Source organism: Cellulomonas pasadenensis (assembly GCF_047229365.1).
Taxonomy (GTDB): Bacteria; Actinomycetota; Actinomycetes; order Actinomycetales; family Cellulomonadaceae; genus Cellulomonas.
Window position 1 is genome coordinate 59856 of the sequence record NZ_JBFTEP010000002.1, and the last position, 19383, is coordinate 79238.

Consider the following 19383-nt stretch of genomic DNA (forward strand, 5'->3'; position numbering starts at 1 on the left):
GGGTGATCGAGCACGTGGATGATCGAAACTGTCCGATCCCGCCCGGTGCCGGCCGACCCTAGCGCAGGCTCGGCGCATGGCCGCGCTCGACGACGAGACCCCCGCCCGCACCGCACCCGACGGCGGACGGCAGCGCTGGCTGTCCGTCGCGGACCACCTGCTGCGCGCCGTGCGGCCCTACGCGTCGCCCGGGCACGCGCTGCTCGCGCTGCCCGGTCCGGTCAGCGCGTCCGGCACGTGGAGCGACGGCCTCGAGGGGTACGCGCGGACGTTCCTGCTCGCCGCGTTCCGCGTCGGCGGGGAGCGCGGCGCGGACCCCGACGGGCTGCTCGAGCGGTACGCGTCCGGGCTGGCCGCCGGCACCGACCCGGCGAGCCCCGAGCGCTGGCCCCGCATGACGGAGCGCCGGCAGGCCGTCGTGGAGGCGGCGTCGGTGGCCGTGGCGCTGGCCGAGACGCGCCCCTGGCTGTGGGACCGGCTGGACGAGCGCGTCCGGCAGCGCGTCGTCGACTGGTTCGCCGACATCGTCGGGACGAGCGGCTACCGCAACAACTGGTTGTGGTTCCAGGACGTCGTGGAGGGCTTCCTGGCCGAGGTGGGCGGGCCGTGGAGCCAGGACGACCTCGACCGCAACGACGCCCTGCGCGAGGACCTGTACGTCGGCGACGGCTGGTACTCCGACGGACGCGGCCGTGACGGCGAGCGCCAGAGCTTCGACCACTACGCGGGCTGGGCGTGGCACCTCTACCCGCTGCTCCACGCCCGGCTCCGCGGGCGGCGGCTCGGCGCCGTGCACGCGCAGCGCCTGCACGCGTTCCTCGACCAGGCGCGCCATCTCGTCGGCACGTCCGGCGCACCGCTGCTGCAGGGCCGGTCGGCCACCTACCGCGCGGCCGTGCTGGCGCCCGTGTGGGCCGGCGCGCTCGCCGACGCGACGCCGCTCGACCCCGGCGAGACGCGCGCCCTCGCGTCCGGGGTGCTCGAGCACTTCCTCGCCGCGGGCGCGGTGGACGCGCGCGGGCTCCTGCCGGTCGGCTGGCACGGGCCGTTCCCGGCCCTGCGGCAGCTGTACTCCGGCGGTGCGTCGCCGTACTGGGCCAGCAAGGCGTTCCTCGGGCTGCTGCTGCCCGCGGACCACGCGGTGTGGACCGCGCCCGCGCCGGCGGTCCGGACGGGCCCGCCGGAGGTCGTCGCGATGCCCGCGCCGGGGTGGCTGGTCGTGCGGACACCGCGCGACGGCGTCGTCCGCGTGCTCAACCACGGCTCCGACCGGGTGCTCGAGCCGACCACGGCGCCCCGTGCCGACGACCCCTTCTACCGCCGGCTCGGGTACTCGACGACGACCTCGCCGCAGCTCACGCGCGACGCGGTCGCGGCCCCGCTCGAGTCGCACACCGCGCTGCTCGACGCGGCGGGCGCGCCCTCCCACCGCGACGCGGTCCGCCGCGTGCACCTGGGCGCGACCTCCGCCGTGTCGCGCTCCGACGTGCACTGGCTCGACCTCCCCGGCTCCCCGGCGGCCGCCGACCACGCCGCGTGGGCGGGCGTCCGGCGCGGGCCCGCCCTCACCACCGCCTCGGTCGTGCACGGCGTGCACGAGCTGCGGCTCGCGTGGTGGCGGCCCGCGGCGCACGACCCGGTCGGACGCCCCGACGCGAGCGCGGCCTGGCCCGCCGACCCCGGCCCGTGGCGTGCCCACCTCGGCGGCTGGCCGCTCGCCGTCGCCGAGCGCGGCGACGTGCACGTCGAGCGGACGGTGGACCGCGTCGTGCTGCACCGCGCCGACGGCACGCTGAGCGCCGTGCGGGCCGTCCTCGGGCTGGACGAGTCGGGGGTCACGTGGCGCGACGGCGCCGACCCGCTCGCGCGGTGGTCCGCGACGCCGTGGCTGCGCGGCAGCGCGCCCGTCGCCGCCGGCCAGGTCGTGGCCGCGCTCGTGGTGCTCGCGGGGACGCCCGCGGACGTCGACCTCGACCTCGTCTCCGCGGTCGAGGCGCGCGGCGCGGACGTCGTCGTGCGCTGGCGCGACGGACGGACGGACGTCGTGCCCGCCGGGACGGAGGTCGCGGCATGAGCCGGCCCGTCGCCGCCGTCGTGCTCGGGGAGGCCACGCTCCTGCCCCGCCTGCTGGACGCGCGCGCGCTCGACGCGCTCCGCGCGCACGTCGACCTGCGCGACGGCGTCGTCGCGCCCGCCGCCGTGGCGCACGCCGGGCTGGCCGACGTCGACGTGCTCGTCACGGGCTGGGGCGCACCGCCCCTCGACGCCGCCGCGCTCGACGCGATGCCGCGCCTGCGGCTCGTCGTGCACACGGCCGGCACGGTGAAGTCCCTCGTCACGCCGGCGGTGTGGGAGCGCGGGGTGCGCGTGTCGAGCGGTGCCGCGACGAACGCCCTGCCCGTCGCGGAGTACGCGCTGGCCATGGTGCTGCTGGCCGGCAAGCGCGTCGGCGAGGCGGCCGAGCACTACGCGACCGGCCGCCGGCCCGACGCCTGGCGCCCGGCGGGCGAGGTCGGCAACAACGGTGCGACGGTCGGTGTCGTCGGGGCGTCGCGCACCGGGCGCCGCCTGCTCGACCTGCTGCGCCCGTTCGACCTGCGTCCGCTCCTGCACGACCCGTCCGTGACTCCCGCGCAGGCCACGGCGCTCGGTGCCGAGCTGCTGCCGCTCGACGAGCTCCTGGCGGCCTCGGACGTGGTCACGCTGCACGCGCCCGCGCTCCCCGCGACCCACCGCATGATCGGCGCCGCCCAGCTCGCCCGGATGCGCGACGGGACGACGCTGCTCAACACGGCCCGCGGCAGCCTCGTCGACACCGACGCACTCACGGCCGAGGTGCTGCGCGGGCGGCTGCGCGCGGTGCTCGACGTGACCGACCCCGAGCCGCTGCCGCCCGACCACCCGCTGTTCGACGCCCCGGGGGTCGTGCTCACGCCGCACGTGGCCGGCTCCCTCGGCAACGAGCTGCGCCGGCTCGGGGACGAGGCGGTCGCCGAGGTCGGCCGGTGGGTGCGCACCGGCACGCTGCGCTCCGAGGTCCGCGCGGACGACCTCGCGCGCATCGCCTGACACGCACCGCCGTCCGGACGCGCGGGCACCGGGGACCCCACCTACCGTGGCCCGCAGGAGGTGCACCATGCTGACGACCGACGTCGCGCCCGGGGTCCACCGGCTCGCGCACGCGTACGTGAACTGCTACCTGGTCGAGGGCGACGACGGTCGCCTGACGATCGTCGACACCGGACTGCCCGACACCTGGTCGCTCCTGGGCCACGCGGTGCGCGCGCTGGGCCGCCGCCCCGACGACGTCGCCGCGGTGGTGCTCACGCACGCGCACTTCGACCACACGGGCTCGGCCGCCGCGGCGCAGCGCCGGCTGGGCGTGCCGATCTGGGTGCACCCCGAGGACGCCACGCTGGCGGCGCACCCGTACCAGTACCTGCACGAGCGCCCGCGCGCCGCGTACCCCGTGCGGCACCCGCTCGGGCTCGTGCCGCTCACCGCGATGCTGGCCGCCGGCGCCTGGCGCGTCCCCGGGGTCACCGGCACGACGCCGATCCCGACGGGAGGGACCCTGCCGGTACCCGGCTCCCCCGTCGTCGTCCTCTCCCCCGGCCACACGCTCGGCCACGTCGCGCTGCACCTGCCGGACCGGGACGCGCTCCTGTCCGGCGACGCCCTCGTGACCCTCGACCCGTACACCTACGGGCGCGGACCGCAGATCGTGGCCGGCGCGGCCACCGCCGACAGCGCGCAGGCGCTCGCGTCGCTCGACGCGCTGGCGGCCACGGGTGCGTCCGTCGTCCTGCCCGGCCACGGCGACCCGTGGACCGACGGGATCGGCTCCGCGGTCGAGCACGCACGCCACGTCGGGCCGCACTGACCCGCGGCCGCCCCGGGCGGGCGTCGGTGGCCGGTGCCAGGCTGGACGCGTGAGCACCGACAGCCCCGACGACGTGGCGGCGGGACGCCGCGCGGTCCGCGACACGTACCGCAGCCTGCGGCTCGGCCTCGTCGCGCTCGTCGTGCTGCTCGGCGCGGCCGTGACGCTCGAGGCCGTCGCGCAGGGGTGCTGGCAGACGTCCGTCAGCGCCTACTACTGGACCGGTGCCCACGACGCCGTGGTCGGCGCGCTCGTCGCCGTCGGCGTCGTCCTGCTCGTCTACCGCGACGTCTCCGACCTCACGAACACGGCGCTCGACCTCGCCGGCGCGCTGGCACTCGTCGTCGCGCTGACGCCCACGAGCCAGGAGCCGACGTGCGGCGGCGCCGTGGTCGCGTCCTGGGCGGCACGGGCGGCGGCCGGGGACCCGGCCGTGGCCGACGTCCTCCCCGGCGTCCGGACCGGGGTCGGTGCGCTGCTCGTCGCCGGTGCGCTGGCGACCGTCGTGCGGCTCGCGGTGCGCCGGCGGGTCGCCCTCACCGCCGTCGAGCGGGCCGCACGCCTCGGCGCCGGCCTGGTCCTGGCGGGTCTCGGGGCGCTCTTCCTCCTCGACGCGGCCCGGTTCGCGACGACGGCGCACGACCTCGCCGCCGTCGGGCTCTTCCTCGCCACGGCCGCGGTCGTGCTGCTGCGCGCGTTCGCCGCCCGGGCGGTCTCGGCACGCTGGGGCACCGCGTACACGGCGGTCGCGGTCGCGCTGCTGGTCGCGCTGGCGACCGTCGTGGTCCTGCGCAGCACCGTGCCCGCGTGGCGCCACGCCGTGCTCGTCACGGAGGCGGCCCTCGTCGCCCTGTTCGGCGTGTTCTGGGTGCTGCAGACCGTCGAGCTCTGGGGCACGGACGTCCGCGGCCGCGGCGCCGCCGGACGCACGACGGCCGCCGCCCGGGAGGGGCGGCGGCCGTCGTGACGGGACCGGGGCCGGCGCGGGGCGCCGGTCGCGGCCGTCAGGCGATGCGGGTGCGGGTCTGCTCCTCGTCACCGATCTTGTGCACGACGACCGTGTTGGTCGAGCCGACCACGCCCACGGGCGTGCCGGCGACGACCACCACGTAGTCGCCCACCTCGGCGAGGCCGTTCGCGCGGAGCGTCTGGTCCACCTGGCTGACCATGACGTCCGTGCTCTCGACCTCGGGCACCTGGTACGTCTGCACGCCCCACGAGAGGGACAGCAGGTTGCGCACCGACTCCTCGGGCGTGAAGGCGAGCAGCGGGATCGACGAGCGCAGGCGCGACATGCGACGCGCCGAGTCGCCGGACTGCGTGAAGGTCACGAGGTACTTCACGCCGATGACCTCGCCGATCTCCGCCGCGGCGCGCGTGATGGCGCCACCGCGCGTCGACGGCACGGAGCCGAGCGGCGCGATGCGCTCCCGGCCGAGCTCCTCGGTGCTCTCGATGATGCGGGCCATCGTGCGGACCGCCTCGATCGGGTAGTCGCCGACGCTGGTCTCGCCGGAGAGCATGACCGCGTCCGCGCCGTCGAGGACGGCGTTGGCGCAGTCCGACGCCTCGGCGCGCGTGGGACGCGGGCTCGTGATCATCGACTCGAGCACCTGCGTCGCGACGATGACCGGCTTGGCGTTGCGGCGGGCGAGCTCGACCGCGCGCTTCTGCACGAGCGGCACCTGCTCGAGGGGCAGCTCGACGCCGAGGTCCCCGCGGGCGACCATGATGCCGTCGAACGCCTGGACGATCTCGGTGAGGTTCTCGACGGCCTGCGGCTTCTCGATCTTGGCGACGACCGGGACGACCCGGCCCTCCTCCTCCATGATCCGGCGCACGTCGTCGTAGTCGGCCGCGGTGCGGACGAACGACAGGGCGATGATGTCGGCGCCGACGTTGAGGGCCCAGCGCAGGTCCTCCTCGTCCTTGTCGCTCATCGCGGGCACCGACACCGCGACGCCCGGCAGGTTCAGGCCCTTGTTGTTCGACACGGGACCCGGGACCTCGACACGGGTGACGACGTCGTTGCCCTCGACGGCGGTGACGCGCACGAGCACCTTGCCGTCGTCGATGAGGATCGGGTCGCCCGGCTTCACGTCGCCCGGCAGGCCCTTGAACGTCGTGGAGACGCGCTCCTTGGTGCCCTCGATCTCGTCGGTCGTGATGGTGAAGACGTCACCGACGGCGAGCTGGTGCTTGCCCTCGGTGAACCGGCCGAGGCGGATCTTGGGGCCCTGGAGGTCGACGAGGACGGCCACCGAGCGGCCCGAGGCCTTCGCCGCGGCGCGCACGTTGTCGTACACGCGCTTGTGCACCTCGGTGTCACCGTGGCTGCGGTTCAGGCGGGCGACGTCCATCCCCGCGTCGACGAGGGCCTGGACCTGCTCGGCCGACTCCGTGGCGGGGCCGATGGTGCAGACGATCTTGGCTCTACGCATGGTTCGAGACTAAGCCTTCCTGGGGTGCCGGCCACAGGCCGGACGTCCCGGCACGGGCCGCGCACCAGCAGGTACGCGGCCCGGGTCGGTTCGGGGGTGTGCGGATCGGGGGACGGGCGGGAGGTCAGGGACGCAGCGCGACGGTGCTGGCGGTGACGGGGACCGGCAGCTCGGAGGAACCGGAGAGGTACGCGTCGACCGCGGCGGCCGCGGCGCGACCCTCGGCGATGGCCCACACGACGAGCGACTGCCCGCGCCCGGCGTCGCCCGCGACGAACACGCCCGGCACGTCGGTCGCGAACTCCTCGTCGCGTGCGACGAGCCCGCGGTCCGTCGTGGTGACGCCGAGCTGGCCGGTCAGCACGTCGGTCTCCGGACCGGTGAAGCCCATCGCGAGCAGCACGAGGTCGGCGGGGACGTCGCGCTCGGTGCCCGCCTTGGGCACGCGGCGGCCGTCGGACAGGTACTCGGTCTCGGCGACGCGCAGGCGCTGCACGCGCCCGGCGTCGTCGCCGACGAACGCCACCGTGGACGCGAGGTACGCGCGCTCCCCGCCCTCCTCGTGCGAGGACGAGACCTCGAACGTCACCGGGTCGGTCGGCCACGGCTGGTGCGCCGGCCGCTCCTCGGGCGGACGCCTGCCGATGGCCAGCGTCGTGACCGACGCGGCACCCTGGCGCAGGGCGGTGCCGAGGCAGTCGGAGCCGGTGTCGCCGCCGCCGATGATGACGACGTGCTTGCCCTCGGCGGTGATCTGCCCGGGCACGTCCTTGCCGGCCACGACCGCGTTCGCCTGGTGCAGGTACTCCATCGCGGGGTGGACGCCCGCGAGGTCGAGCCCGTCGACCCGGGGCTGGCGCGGCACGGTGGCGCCGGTCGCGACGACGATCGCGTCGTACCGTGCCTGCAGCTGCGCCCACGTGACGTCGCGGCCGACCTCGACGCCGGCACGGAAGCGCGTGCCCTCGGCGCGCATCTGCTCGAGCCGGCGGTCGATGTGCTCCTTCTCGAGCTTGAAGTCGGGCACGCCGTAGCGCAGCAGGCCGCCGATCTCGTCGTCGCGCTCGTACACCGCGACGGTGTGGCCGGCCCGCGTGAGCTGCTGCGCGGCGGCCAGGCCCGCGGGTCCCGACCCGACCACGGCGACGGTGTGCCCCGTCAGGCGCTGCGGCACCTGCGGCGTCACCAGCCCGCGCGCGAACGCCTCGTCGATGATCGTGACCTCGACGTTCTTGATGGTCACCGGCGGCTGGTTGATGCCGAGGACGCAGCTCGACTCGCACGGCGCCGGGCAGATGCGCCCGGTGAACTCGGGGAAGTTGTTCGTCGCGTGCAGGCGGTCGATGGCGTCGGCCCACTGCCCGCGCCACACGAGGTCGTTCCACTCGGGGATGAGGTTCCCGAGCGGGCAGCCGTTGTGGCAGAACGGGATGCCGCAGTCCATGCAGCGGCCCGCCTGCTCCTTGAGGAACGGCTGGCCGGCGACCAGGTGGGCGTGCACGTCCTTCCAGTCGCGCAGCCGCACCTCGACGGGGCGGTTGGGCGGGAGCTCGCGCTCCCGCACCTTCAGGAAGCCGCGGGGATCAGCCACGGGCCACCTCCAGGATCTTGTCCCACACGCCCGGCGCGGTCGGGTCGAGGCCCTCGGCCTCGGCCGTCGCGAGCGCGCTCCGGACGCGTGCGTACTCGGTGGGCAGCAGGCGCGTGAAGCGCGCCCGGGTGCCCGCGGGGTCCTCGAGGAGCTGGGCCGCGACCGGCGACCCCGTCTCCTCGGCGTGCGCGCGCAGCAGCCGCTCGACCAGCGCCGCGTCGTCGTCGTCCAGCGGCGCGAGCGACAGCTCGCCCGAGCGGACGGCCTCGAGGTTCACGAGCGCGGGCTGCAGGTCGAGCACGTAGGCCGTGCCGCCTGACATGCCGGCGCCGAAGTTGCGGCCGGTCCGGCCCAGCACGACCACCGTGCCGCCCGTCATGTACTCGCAGGCGTGGTCGCCCACACCCTCGACGACGAGCGTCGCGCCGGAGTTGCGGACGCCGAACCGCTCGCCCACGAGACCGCGCAGGAAGATCTGCCCGCTCGTCGCGCCGTAGCCGATGACGTTGCCCGCGATGACGTTGTGCTCGCTCGACAGGACCGAGCTGCGGTCCGGCCGCACGACGATCCGGCCGCCGGACAGGCCCTTGCCGACGTAGTCGTTGGCGTCGCCGAACAGCCGCAGCGTGATGCCACGCGGCAGGAAGGCGCCGAACGACTGGCCGGCCGACCCGGTCAGCGTCACGTCGATCGTGTCGTCGGGCAGGCCCTGCCCGCCGTACCGCTTGGTGACGTGGTGGCCCAGCATGGTGCCGACGGTGCGGTTCACGTTGCGGACCGGCAGGTCGATGCGCACCGGCTCGCCCCGCTCGAGGGCGTCGCCCGCCATCGCGACGAGCTGGTTGTCGAGCGCGCGCGACAGGCCGTGGTCCTGCTGCTTGACGTGGTGCAGCGCGGACCCGGGCAGCGGCTGCGGCTGCGCGAGCACCGGCGTCAGGTCGAGCCCGGCGGCCTTCCAGTGGTCCACGGCCTGGCGCGTGTCGAGCATCTCGACGTGGCCGACCGCCTCCTGGAGGCTGCGGAACCCGAGCGCGGCGAGCAGCTCGCGGACCTCCTGCGCGATGAACTCGAAGAACGTCACGACGAACTCGGGCTTGCCGGTGAACCGGGCCCGCAGCTCGGGGTTCTGCGTCGCGACGCCCACCGGGCACGTGTCGAGGTGGCAGACGCGCATCATGACGCAGCCGGAGACCACGAGGGGCGCCGTCGCGAAGCCGAACTCCTCGGCGCCGAGCAGCGCGCCGACGACCACGTCGCGCCCCGTCTTCAGCTGGCCGTCGACCTGCACGACGACGCGGTCGCGCAGGTCGTTCAGCACGAGCGTCTGCTGGGTCTCGGCGAGGCCGATCTCCCACGGCGTTCCGGCGTGCTTGAGCGACGTCAGCGGCGAGGCGCCCGTCCCGCCGTCGTGGCCGGAGATCAGCACGACGTCGGAGTGCGCCTTGGCGACGCCCGCGGCGATCGTCCCGACGCCGAACTCGCTGACGAGCTTGGTGTGGATGCGCGCCGACGGGTTCGCGTTCTTGGCGTCGTGGATCAGCTGCGCCAGGTCCTCGATCGAGTAGATGTCGTGGTGCGGCGGCGGCGAGATGAGGCCGACGCCCGGCGTCGAGTGCCGGGTCCTCGCGACCCACGGGTAGACCTTGTGCCCGGGCAGCTGACCGCCCTCGCCGGGCTTGGCGCCCTGCGCGAGCTTGATCTGGATGTCGTCGGCGTTCGTCAGGTACTCGCTGGTCACGCCGAAGCGGCCGGAGGCGATCTGCTTGATCGCGGAGCGGCGCTCGGGGTCGTGCAGGCGCTCCGGGTCCTCGCCGCCCTCGCCGGTGTTGGACTTGCCGCCGAGCCGGTTCATCGCGATCGCGAGCGTCTCGTGCGCCTCGGCCGAGATCGACCCGTACGACATGGCGCCCGTCTGGAAGCGCTTGACGATCTCCGTGACCGGCTCGACCTCGTCGACCGGCACGGGCGGGCGCACGCCGTCCTTGAACCGCAGCAGGCCGCGCAGCGTCATCAGCCGCTCCGACTGCTCGTCCACACGCTGCGTGTACTGGCGGAAGACGTCCATCTGTCGCGTGCGCGTCGAGTGCTGGAGCCGGAACACCGTCTCCGGGTCGAAGAGGTGCTCCTCGCCCCCGCGGCGCCACTGGTACTCGCCGCCGACCGCGAGGCGCTGGTGCGCCTGCCGGTTGCCGCTCGCCGGGTACGCGTCGGCGTGGCGCGCCGCCACCTCCGCGGCGATGACGTCGAGACCGATGCCGCCGAGGCGGCTCGTGGTCCCGGTGAAGTACTTCTCGACGAGCGCGTGGGACAGGCCGATCGCCTCGAAGACCTGCGCGCCGCGGTACGACGCGATCGTCGAGATGCCCATCTTCGACATCACCTTGAGGACGCCCTTGCCGAGCGCCTTGATGAGGTTCGCGACGGCCTTCTCGGGGGCGACGCCCGGCAGGAAGCCGCCGCGGGCGAGCTCCTCGACCGACTCCATCGCGAGGTACGGGTTCACCGCCGCGGCGCCGTAGCCGATCAGCAGGGCGACGTGGTGCACCTCGCGCACGTCGCCGGCCTCGACGACGAGCGAGATCTGCGTGCGGGTGTGGCGGCGCAGCGTGTGGTGGTGCACCGCGGACAGCAGCAGCAGCGACGGGATCGGCGCCAGGTCGGCGTCGGAGTTGCGGTCCGACAGGACGAGGAAGCTGACGCCCTCCTCGACCGCGCGGTCGACCTCCGCGAAGATCTCCTCGAGCCGCTTCTCGAGCGCCGCTCCCCCGCCGTCGACCTTGTACAGGCCGCGGATCGTGGCCGCGCGGAAGCCGAGCGACGGCTCCTTGGCGACGTGCACGATCTTGGCGAGCTGGTCGTTGTCGAGGACCGGGAACGGCAGCGCGAGCTTGCGCGCGTGCTCGGGCCCGTCCGCCAGCAGGTTCGGCTCGGGGCCGATGGCGCCGCCGATCGACGTCACGAGCTCCTCGCGGATCGCGTCGAGCGGCGGGTTGGTCACCTGGGCGAACATCTGCGTGAAGTAGTCGAACAGCAGCCGGGGGCGCTGCGACAGGACGGCGACGGGCGTGTCGGAGCCCATCGCCCCGAGCGGCTCCGCACCGGCGGCCGCCATGGGCGACAGGAGGATCTTCAGCTCCTCCTCGGTGTAGCCGAACGCGCGCTGGCGGCGCCGCACCGAGGCGCTCGAGTGCGACACGTGGTCGCGCTCGGGCAGCTGCTCGAGGCGCACGAGGTTCTCCTCGAGCCACTGCGCGTACGGCCGGCGCGCCGCGAGCTGCGACATGACCTCGGCGTCCGCGACGATCCGGCCCTGGCCGGTGTCGACGAGGAAGAAGATGCCCGGCTCGAGGCGGCCCTTCGCCACCACGGACGCCGGGTCGATCTCCAGCACGCCGGCCTCGGACGCGCAGACGACGAGCCCGTCCTCGGTCACCCAGTAGCGGCCGGGGCGCAGGCCGTTGCGGTCCTGCATCGAGCCGATGACCGTGCCGTCGGTGAACGTCATCGCGGCGGGGCCGTCCCACGGCTCCATGAGCGTCGAGTGGTACTCGAAGAACGCGCGCGTCGCCGGGTCCATCTGCGCGTGGTTCTCCCACGGCTCCGGGATCATCATCGTCATCGCGTGCGGCAGCGAGCGGCCGGCGAGGTGCAGCAGCTCGAGCACCTCGTCGAAGCTGCCCGAGTCCGACCCGCCCGGCGTGCACACCGGCAGCAGCGGGGCGAGGTCGCCGAGCGCCTCGGAGGCGAGCATGCCCTCGCGCGCCGCCATCCAGTTGCGGTTGCCACGCACCGTGTTGATCTCGCCGTTGTGGGCGATCATCCGGAACGGCTGCGCGAGCGGCCAGGAGGGGAACGTGTTCGTCGAGAAGCGCGAGTGGACGAGCGCGATCTCGGACGCGTAGCGGGGGTCGGACAGGTCCGCGAAGAACGGCTCCAGCTGCCCCGGCGTGAGCATGCCCTTGTAGACGATCGTGCGCGCCGACAGCGAGGCGAAGTAGACGCCGGCCTCGCGCTCGGCCCGCTTGCGCAGGCGGTAGGTGCGCCGGTCCAGCTCGATGCCCGCCAGCTCGCGCGAGGGGTCCGCCACGACGAGCTGGCGGAAGGCGGGCATCGACGCGCGCGCGGTGGGGCCGACGAGGTCCGCGGTCACGACGACGTCGCGCCACGCGAGGACGTCGAGCTTCTCCTCCGCCGCGATGGCCTCGACCGTGCGCACGGCGCGCTGCTGGTCGCCCTCCTCGACGGGCAGGAACGCCATGCCGATCGCGTAGCGGCCGGCGGGCGGCAGCTCCGCGTCGACGACGTCGCGCAGGAAGGCGTCGGGGATCTGCGTGAGGATGCCCGCGCCGTCGCCGCTGTCCTCCTCGGCGCCGACGGCGCCGCGGTGGTCGAGGTTGAGCAGCGCCGTCAGGCCGGCGTCGACGATGTCGCGGCCGGGCGTGCCGCGGAGCGTGGCGACCCAGGCGAACCCGCACGCGTCGTGCTCGGCGGCGGGGTCGTAGAGGCCGTGCCGGGCAGGCGCACCGGTGGCGCCGGGGCTCACGGGCGACGTGGACATCAGCACCGTCCTCACAGTCCCCGGGCTCGGGGCATCGCAACAACAGGGGGGAGTACAGGGACGTCGTCGGCCCGGTGTGGAGGCGACTATACGACCCGCGCGCACGCGCAGGGGACGCCGCCTCGGATGATGGCCGGACGGCGCCCGACCGCCCCGGTCACCGGGCGGGAGCGGAGGCGTCCGCCTCGTCGTCCTGCGTCGTGGGGGGTGTCCGCAGGAGGGTCGTGTCACGTCCTGGATGCAGACGGCCGACCAGCACGAACGCTATCAGCGCGCCGAGCCCGACCACGACCGACGTCCAGACGTTGAGGCGCAGACCCAGCACCGTCTCGGCGGGGTCGATCCGCAGCAGCTCGATCCAGAGCCGCCCGGCGGTGTAGAAGGCGACGTAGAGCCAGAACACGCGCCCGTGCCCGAGCCGGAACCGGCGGTCGAGCCAGACGAGCAGCGCGGCGGCCGCCAGGTTCCACAGCAGCTCGTACAGGAACGTCGGGTGGAACAGGGTCCCGGGCTCGAAGCCCGCCGGCAGGTGCGCCTCGTCGATCTGCAGACCCCACGGCAGGGTCGTCGGACCGCCGAAGAGCTCCTGGTTGAACCAGTTGCCCAGCCGGCCGATGGCCTGCGCGACGAGCAGGCCGGGGGCGAGCGCGTCCGCGAAGGGCGCGAGCCGCACGCCGTGGCGGCGGCAGCCGATCCACGCGCCGACGGCGCCGAACGCGACCGCACCCCAGATGCCGAGGCCGCCCTCCCACACGTACAGCGCACGGACCGGGTCCCCGCCGGGTCCGAAGTACGCGTCGGGCGAGCTGAGGACGTGGTAGATGCGGCCGCCGACGATGCCGAACGGCACCGCCCAGTACGTGATGTCGAGCACCGTCTCGGGGTCGCCGCCGCGTGCGGCCCACCGGCGCCGCGTGAGGACCACCGCCGCGGCGATGCCGAGCAGGATCGCGAACGCGTACGCCCGCAGCGGGAACGGCCCCAGGTGCCACACGCCCTGCGAGGGGCTGGGGATCCCGGCCGCCACCACGGCGGCGGCGAGCGTCACCGCGGCGACCTGTCGGCGGACCGGACGCCCTCGGCGAGTCCCGCGACCACGCCCTGCAGCGCGTCGATGCCGGCCGTCTCGTCGGGCGCGTCGAGCAGCGGGCGCACGAACGCCGAGCCGACGATGACGCCGTCGGCGTACGAGGCGACCTGCGCGGCCTGCTCCGGCCGCGACACGCCCAGACCCACGCACACGCGCGACGCGCCGGCGGCGCGGGTGTCGGCGACGAGCTGCTGCGCGCGGTCGCCGACCGTGGCGCGCTCCCCCGTGACGCCCATCGTGGACGCGGCGTAGACGAAGCCGCGGCTCGCCGCCGCGGTCGAGGCCAGCCGCTCGGGCGTCGAGCTCGGCGCGACGAGGAACACGCGGTCGAGGCCGTGCGCGTCGGCCGCCGCCATCCAGTCGGCGGCCTCGTCCGGGATGAGGTCGGGCGTGATGAGGCCCGCGCCGCCCGCGGCCGCGAGGTCGCGCGCGTAGGCGTCGACGCCGTAGCGCAGGACGAGGTTCCAGTACGTCATGACGAGCACCGGGGCACCGGCGTCGGCGACCTGCTCGACCGCCACGAGGGTGTCCCGGACACGCGTGCCGCCCGCCAGGGCCGCGTCGACCGCGCGCTGGATCAGCGGGCCGTCCATGACGGGGTCGGTGTACGGCATGCCGAGCTCGACGACGTCGACGCCCGCCTCGACCATCGCGCGGACCGCGCGGACCGACCCCGGCACCGACGGGAACCCGACGGGCAGGTACCCGATGAGGGCGGCGCGCGGGTCGGCACCCCCCGCCAGCGTGTCCAGCCGCTCCGCGGACCGCGACCGGACCTGCGTCGTGCTCACAGCTGCTCCCCCTCGTCGGCCTTCAGCACCGGCTCGTCCTCGATGAGGCCGAACCACGCGGCCGCGGTCGCCACGTCCTTGTCGCCGCGCCCCGAGAGGTTGACGAGCACCACGGCGTCCCGGCCGTCCGTCGCCCAGGTGCGGGCCTCGGCACCGATCTGGATGGCCCCGGCGAGGGCGTGCGCGGACTCGATGGCGGGGATGATGCCCTCGGTGCGGCACAGCAGCTCGAACGCCTGCATGGCCTCGACGTCCGTCACGGGGCGGTAGGTCGCACGGCCGATGTCGTGCAGCCACGCGTGCTCGGGGCCGACGCTCGGGTAGTCCAGGCCCGCCGACACCGAGTGGCTCGGCAGCGTCTGGCCGTCCTCGTCCTGCAGCAGGTAGCTGCGGGCACCGTGCAGCACGCCGGGCACGCCGCCCGAGAACCGGGCGGAGTGCCGGCCGGACTCGACGCCCTCGCCGCCCGCCTCGAAGCCGAAGAGCCGCACCTCGGGGTCGTCGAGGAACGCGTTGAAGACGCCCATCGCGTTCGAGCCGCCGCCGACGCACGCCACGACCGCGTCGGGCAGGTGCCCGGTCTCCTCGAGCAGCTGCGCCCGCGCCTCGTCGCCGATGACCTTGTGGAAGTCGCGCACCATCTCGGGGAACGGGTGCGGGCCGGTCACGGTGCCGAGCAGGTAGTGCGTCGTGTCGACGTTGGCGACCCAGTCGCGCAGCGCCTCGTTGATCGCGTCCTTGAGCGTGCGCGACCCGATGGTCACCGGCACGACCTCGGCCCCGAGGAGCCGCATCCGCGCGACGTTGAGCGCCTGTCGCTGCGTGTCCTCCTCGCCCATGTAGATCGTGCACTCGAGGTCCATCAGCGCGCACGCCGTCGCGGTCGCGACCCCGTGCTGCCCGGCGCCGGTCTCGGCGATGACGCGCTTCTTGCCCATGCGCTTGACCAGCAGGGCCTGGCCGAGCACGTTGTTGATCTTGTGCGAGCCCGTGTGGTTGAGGTCCTCGCGCTTGAGGAACACGCGCACGCCCTCGCCCACGTGCGCCGCGAACCGCGGCACCTCGGTGATCGGGTTGGGGCGTCCCGTGTACGTGCGGTGCAGGCGCTCCAGCTCGTCGGCGAACGTCGGGTCGGCGAGCGCCTTGTGGTACTCCGTGTCGAGCTCGTCGAGGGCCGCGATGAGCGCCTCGGGCACGAACCGGCCGCCGAACTCGCCGAAGTACGGGCCCTCGTGCGCGCCCAGCGTGCCGCCGCTGCGCAGCACGTCCCGCATGCGCCGGCTCACCTGGCTGCGTCCGGTGGCGCTCACTGGCGCACCGCCCGCAGCGAGGGGTGGGCGCCGGCGGCGACGAGGTCCGCGACGGACTGCCGCGGCGCGTCGTCCGTCACGAGCGCCTCGCCCACGAGGACGACGTCCGCGCCGGCGCGGGCGTAGTCCATGACGTCGTGCGGGCCGCGCACGCCGGACTCGGCGACCTTGACGACGTCCGACGGGATCGCCGGCGCGACGCGCGCGAACGTGTTCCGGTCGACGTCGAGGGTCTTGAGGTCGCGGGCGTTCACGCCGATGACGCGCGCACCGGCGTCCACCGCGCGGGCGACCTCCTCGGTGTCGTGCACCTCGACGAGGGCCGTCATGCCCAGCGAGTGCACCCGCTCCACGAGCGACTCGAGCACGGTCTGCTCGAGCGCCGCGACGATGAGCAGCACCAGGTCGGCGCCGTGGGCGCGCGCCTCCCACACCTGGTACGGCGTCACGACGAAGTCCTTGCGCAGCACGGGCACGTCGACACGTGCGCGCACGGCGTCGAGGTCCTCCAGCGAGCCGTTGAACCGGCGCCGCTCGGTGAGCACCGAGATCGCGACCGCGCCGCCCTTGGCGTACTCGGCCGCCAGGGCCGCCGGGTCGCTGATGGTGGCGAGCGTGCCCTTGCTGGGGCTCGACCGCTTCACCTCGGCGATGACGGTCACGGCGTCGTCCACCTTGAGGCGGTTGACGCACTGCAGCGCGGACTCGCGGCGTGCGGCGCGCTCCTTCAGGTCGGCCAGCGGCGTCGCGGCCTCTCGGGCGGCGAGGTCCTCCCGGACCCCCGCGACGATGTCGTCCAGCACGGTCATCGGCGGCTCATCCCCTTCGCCCGGTCGGAACGGCTGCCGTCCCCGTGCGCGCCCTCCCCGGTGCACCGGCTGCCGACTGGCCATCGTAGACGTGCCCTGGACCACATCCGTCCACGGCCCGGTCCGTGGACCTGGCCGTGGACGTGCTCAGTAGCCGGGGGACGTCGCCGCGGCCCACGGCAGCGTGATCCCGAGGACGACGAGCGGGATGAGGAACGACAGCACGAGGACGACGAGCATCAGCAGGCCAAACGCGATCGAGAGCCAGCCGAGCACGATGCCCGCGGTGACGACGCCGTCGTTGTTCGCCTCGCCGCGGGCGATCGCCTTGCGCGCGTTCGTGCCGACGACCACCGCCGGGATGCCGGTGAAGAACCCGCACGCGAGGACGATGCCCGCGATGCCGAGGACGAGCGACCAGATCCCGAGGTCGTTGCGGGGCCAGTAGCCGGGACCCGCGTACGGGGTGCCCGCGTACGAGGTGCCCGCGTACGGGGTGCCCGCGTACGAGGTGCCGGCGTACGGCGTGCCGGCGTGCGCGTCCTGCGCGTCCTGCGCGGCACCGGCCTGCTCACCCGCGGCCGCGGAGGGTGCAGCCGGGGCGGCGTACGCGCCGCCGGGTGCGGCGTACGCGCCGCCGGGTGCGGCGTACGCGCCGCCGGATGCGCCCCCGGTGCCCGCGCCCGCGTCGGGCGCACCGGCACCGGCCGGGGCGCCCGCTCCGGTGTCCCCCGCCGTCGAGGCGCCGGGCGGGGGCCCGTACGGCGCCTCCTGGCCGTACGGCGGCACGTCGGCGCCGGGTCGGCCTGCGGGGTCGACGGGCTGTGTCATGAGGTCCTCCGGTGGTCGTCCGGCGCACGCCGGGACGGGTTCAGGTGAGCGGCGCGGGGCCGAGGTACGGGGCGAGCGCGGGCACGTTGCGCAGGACGCCGAACAGCACGACGACGACGAGCACGACCCATGCGAGCCACACCGGCGGCACTCCCGCCGACGTGCCGCGCCACCGGCGCCGCGTCCACACGGCCCAGCCGGCGAGCAGCAGCGGGGCGACGAGCACCCAGAGCGGGTTGGCGTGCCACGCGCCCGCGAGGTCACCGGTGAGGAGGTCGTGGGTCGCGCGCAGCCCGCCGCAGCCGGGGCAGCTGACACCGAGCAGCAGCACGGACGGGCAGATCCCGTACGACAGCGGCGTGTACGGCGTGCGCACCACGAGCAGCGCCGCGGCCGCGGCGCCCGCCGCCCCGACGGCCAGGGGCAGCAGCACGCCGCCGCGCCCCGCACGGCGGCGGGACGCGGCGGCGTGTGCTGCCGAGCTCACGGACGTCAGGGCTGCTGGAGCTGCTGGGTGCGCTGCACCTCGTCCTCGAGGTACTCCATGAAGCCGCCCCAGCCGCCGTACTGGGCGATGCCGGCGAGGAAGCTGATCAGGAAGTACAGGCCGATGACGAGGCCGATCGCACCGAGGATCAGACCCGCGAGCGACATGCCCCGGTTCGTCGCCTCGCCGCGCGCCGCGGCGCCGCGGCCCAGGAAGCCGAGGATGACGGCCGGGATGCCCGGCAGCCAGCCGATGCAGCACAGGACGATCGACAGGATGCCGAGGACGAGCGACCAGATGCCGAGCGCGTTCCTGCGCGTCGAGCCGGCCGACGCCGGGTCTCCCCAGCCCTGGCCCTGGCCGTAGGGCTGCGCCTGCCCGTACGCCGGGTCCTGCCCGTACGCCGGTGCCTGGCCGTAGGCGGGCGCCTGCCCGTACGCGGGTGCCTGGCCGTACGTCGGAGCGTCGCCCGCACCGGTCGGCCGGCCGTAGGACGGTGCCGACGGCGCGTCCGGGCTCGTGCCGGCCGGGTACGGCGGCACGTCCGTGCCGGACGACGACGGCTCGGGCGCACCCGGCGCCGCGGCTCCGTCGCCGGTGGCACGGGGCCCGTCGGCGGGACGGGGCTCGTCGTCGGGGGCGTACGGGTCGCGCGGGTCGTTCGGGCTCGACATCCAGCTCTCCCTGCGTCAGGAGGCGCGCCGACGGCGCGCCCGCGTCGGACCGGCGGGTTCGTGCCCGCCGGTCGGGTCAGTGACCGCCGCGGCGCTTCTCGCGTGCGAGCGTCGCGGCGCCGCCCTGGCCGTGGCCCAGCACCTGCAGGACCTTGCCGAGGACGATGCCGAGCACGATGACGCCCATCCCGACCCAGAACATCCAGACGAGCGCGAAGGCGACGCCCAGCGCGGCGACGAGCGCGCCGAGCACGATCGTCCACGTCGTCGTCCACGCCGCCACGGTCTTGCCGTGGTTGGTCGGCGGGGTCGACGGCGGCAGGTGGACCGTCTCGGTCGGGGTCTGGTGCTGCGCGCGGTGGGCCAGGGAGTGGTCGGCCATGGGTACGTCCTTCGGTGCTCGGTTCGCGCCAACCCTATCCGAGTCGTCAGGGAGGCACGCGCTGGTCAGGGCTGTGGTCGGGTCGGTGGTCAGGAGGGGTCGTCGCCGCGGCTCAGCGCGTCCCAGTCGGCGCGGCCGTCGTCGTCCGGGGCCGCGCCGGCCGTCGCCGGCGGTCCCGTCGGCCGACCTGCCGACGGGCCCGACGCGGCCGGACCCTCGCCGGCGCCGGGCGCCGCCGCACCGCCGGGAACCTCGTGCCGGCGCGAGCGCGTCCGCCAGTCCCCCGGCGCACGCAGCAGGAGGAGCGCGAGGAGCACGACGAGCGCGCCGACGGCCGTCGCGACGACCGGGCCGGCGGTGAGGACGGCGTCCGGCGCGACGGGCTCGACGCCCGTGCGGTCGGCGACCGCGGTGGCCGCCGCCCCCGCGGGGTCGCGCAGCACCGCGAGCGACGCCGCGACGACCAGCGCCCCGCACGCCGCCACGACCGCGGCGACGGCGACCCCCGCGTGGTAGCCCCCGATGCTGCGGGCGAG

At 75.1% G+C, this 19383-nt stretch carries 16 protein-coding genes; 4 read left to right on the forward strand and 12 right to left on the reverse strand.

Annotation, left to right across the window (positions count from 1 at the left end; genetic code table 11):
• The first annotated feature begins 76 nt into the window (after positions 1 to 76).
• The 4 genes from AB6N23_RS00805 to AB6N23_RS00820 all read left to right on the forward strand — a co-directional run bounded on the left by AB6N23_RS00805 (position 77) and on the right by AB6N23_RS00820 (position 4850).
• Positions 77 to 2074 (forward strand): DUF2264 domain-containing protein, encoded by a 1998-nt coding sequence (locus AB6N23_RS00805; RefSeq protein ID WP_412863836.1) that lies wholly within the window; start codon positions 77 to 79, stop codon positions 2072 to 2074.
• A complete protein-coding gene (locus tag AB6N23_RS00810) occupies positions 2071 to 3069 on the forward strand; it encodes a hydroxyacid dehydrogenase (protein WP_412863837.1) in 999 nt (332 codons plus the stop codon). The genes AB6N23_RS00805 and AB6N23_RS00810 overlap by 4 nt, the downstream gene beginning before the upstream one ends.
• A 67-nt stretch (positions 3070 to 3136) precedes the next feature.
• Positions 3137 to 3883, forward strand: coding sequence for an MBL fold metallo-hydrolase (locus tag AB6N23_RS00815; RefSeq protein ID WP_412863839.1), 747 nt, complete (start codon positions 3137 to 3139; stop codon positions 3881 to 3883).
• A gap of 49 nt (positions 3884 to 3932) precedes the next feature.
• The gene (locus AB6N23_RS00820) at positions 3933 to 4850 is read left to right on the forward strand and encodes a hypothetical protein (RefSeq protein ID WP_412863841.1); all 918 of its coding nucleotides are present in this window, start codon (positions 3933 to 3935) and stop codon (positions 4848 to 4850) included.
• A 37-nt stretch (positions 4851 to 4887) separates the two neighbouring features.
• Here the strand turns inward: AB6N23_RS00820 and pyk are convergent, their stop codons facing one another.
• The 12 genes from pyk to AB6N23_RS00880 all read right to left on the reverse strand — a co-directional run.
• Positions 4888 to 6324, reverse strand: coding sequence for a pyruvate kinase (pyk, locus tag AB6N23_RS00825; protein ID WP_412863843.1), 1437 nt, complete (start codon positions 6322 to 6324; stop codon positions 4888 to 4890).
• 124 nt (positions 6325 to 6448) lie between these two features.
• Positions 6449 to 7915 (reverse strand): glutamate synthase subunit beta, encoded by a 1467-nt coding sequence (locus AB6N23_RS00830; protein WP_412863845.1) that lies wholly within the window; start codon positions 7913 to 7915, stop codon positions 6449 to 6451.
• Positions 7908 to 12473: a glutamate synthase large subunit gene (gene gltB / locus AB6N23_RS00835; protein ID WP_412863847.1), complete on the reverse strand. Its 4566-nt coding sequence runs from the start codon at positions 12471 to 12473 to the stop codon at positions 7908 to 7910. The genes AB6N23_RS00830 and gltB overlap by 8 nt, the downstream gene beginning before the upstream one ends.
• A 157-nt stretch (positions 12474 to 12630) precedes the next feature.
• Positions 12631 to 13521, reverse strand: coding sequence for a prolipoprotein diacylglyceryl transferase (lgt, locus tag AB6N23_RS00840; protein ID WP_412863849.1), 891 nt, complete (start codon positions 13519 to 13521; stop codon positions 12631 to 12633).
• Positions 13518 to 14354: a tryptophan synthase subunit alpha gene (trpA, locus tag AB6N23_RS00845; RefSeq protein ID WP_412863851.1), complete on the reverse strand. Its 837-nt coding sequence runs from the start codon at positions 14352 to 14354 to the stop codon at positions 13518 to 13520. Before trpA ends, lgt begins: the two co-directional genes overlap by 4 nt.
• The gene (gene trpB, locus AB6N23_RS00850) at positions 14351 to 15628 is read right to left on the reverse strand and encodes a tryptophan synthase subunit beta (RefSeq protein WP_412863871.1); all 1278 of its coding nucleotides are present in this window, start codon (positions 15626 to 15628) and stop codon (positions 14351 to 14353) included. Before trpB ends, trpA begins: the two co-directional genes overlap by 4 nt.
• A 32-nt stretch (positions 15629 to 15660) precedes the next feature.
• Entirely contained in the window at positions 15661 to 16473 is an 813-nt protein-coding gene (trpC, locus tag AB6N23_RS00855) for an indole-3-glycerol phosphate synthase TrpC (RefSeq protein WP_412863853.1), read from the reverse strand.
• Between the two features lie 147 nt (positions 16474 to 16620).
• Positions 16621 to 17304 (reverse strand): DUF4190 domain-containing protein, encoded by a 684-nt coding sequence (locus AB6N23_RS00860; protein WP_412863855.1) that lies wholly within the window; start codon positions 17302 to 17304, stop codon positions 16621 to 16623.
• Between the two features lie 40 nt (positions 17305 to 17344).
• Positions 17345 to 17791: a DUF2752 domain-containing protein gene (locus AB6N23_RS00865; protein WP_412863857.1), complete on the reverse strand. Its 447-nt coding sequence runs from the start codon at positions 17789 to 17791 to the stop codon at positions 17345 to 17347.
• A gap of 5 nt (positions 17792 to 17796) precedes the next feature.
• Complete coding sequence (locus AB6N23_RS00870) at positions 17797 to 18465, reverse strand: DUF4190 domain-containing protein (protein WP_412863859.1); 669 nt, start codon at positions 18463 to 18465, stop codon at positions 17797 to 17799.
• A 76-nt stretch (positions 18466 to 18541) separates the two neighbouring features.
• Positions 18542 to 18847: an HGxxPAAW family protein gene (locus tag AB6N23_RS00875; RefSeq protein WP_412863861.1), complete on the reverse strand. Its 306-nt coding sequence runs from the start codon at positions 18845 to 18847 to the stop codon at positions 18542 to 18544.
• A gap of 89 nt (positions 18848 to 18936) precedes the next feature.
• Positions 18937 to 19383: Trp biosynthesis-associated membrane protein (locus tag AB6N23_RS00880; RefSeq protein ID WP_412863863.1), on the reverse strand; the 447-nt coding region annotated here is incomplete at its 5' end.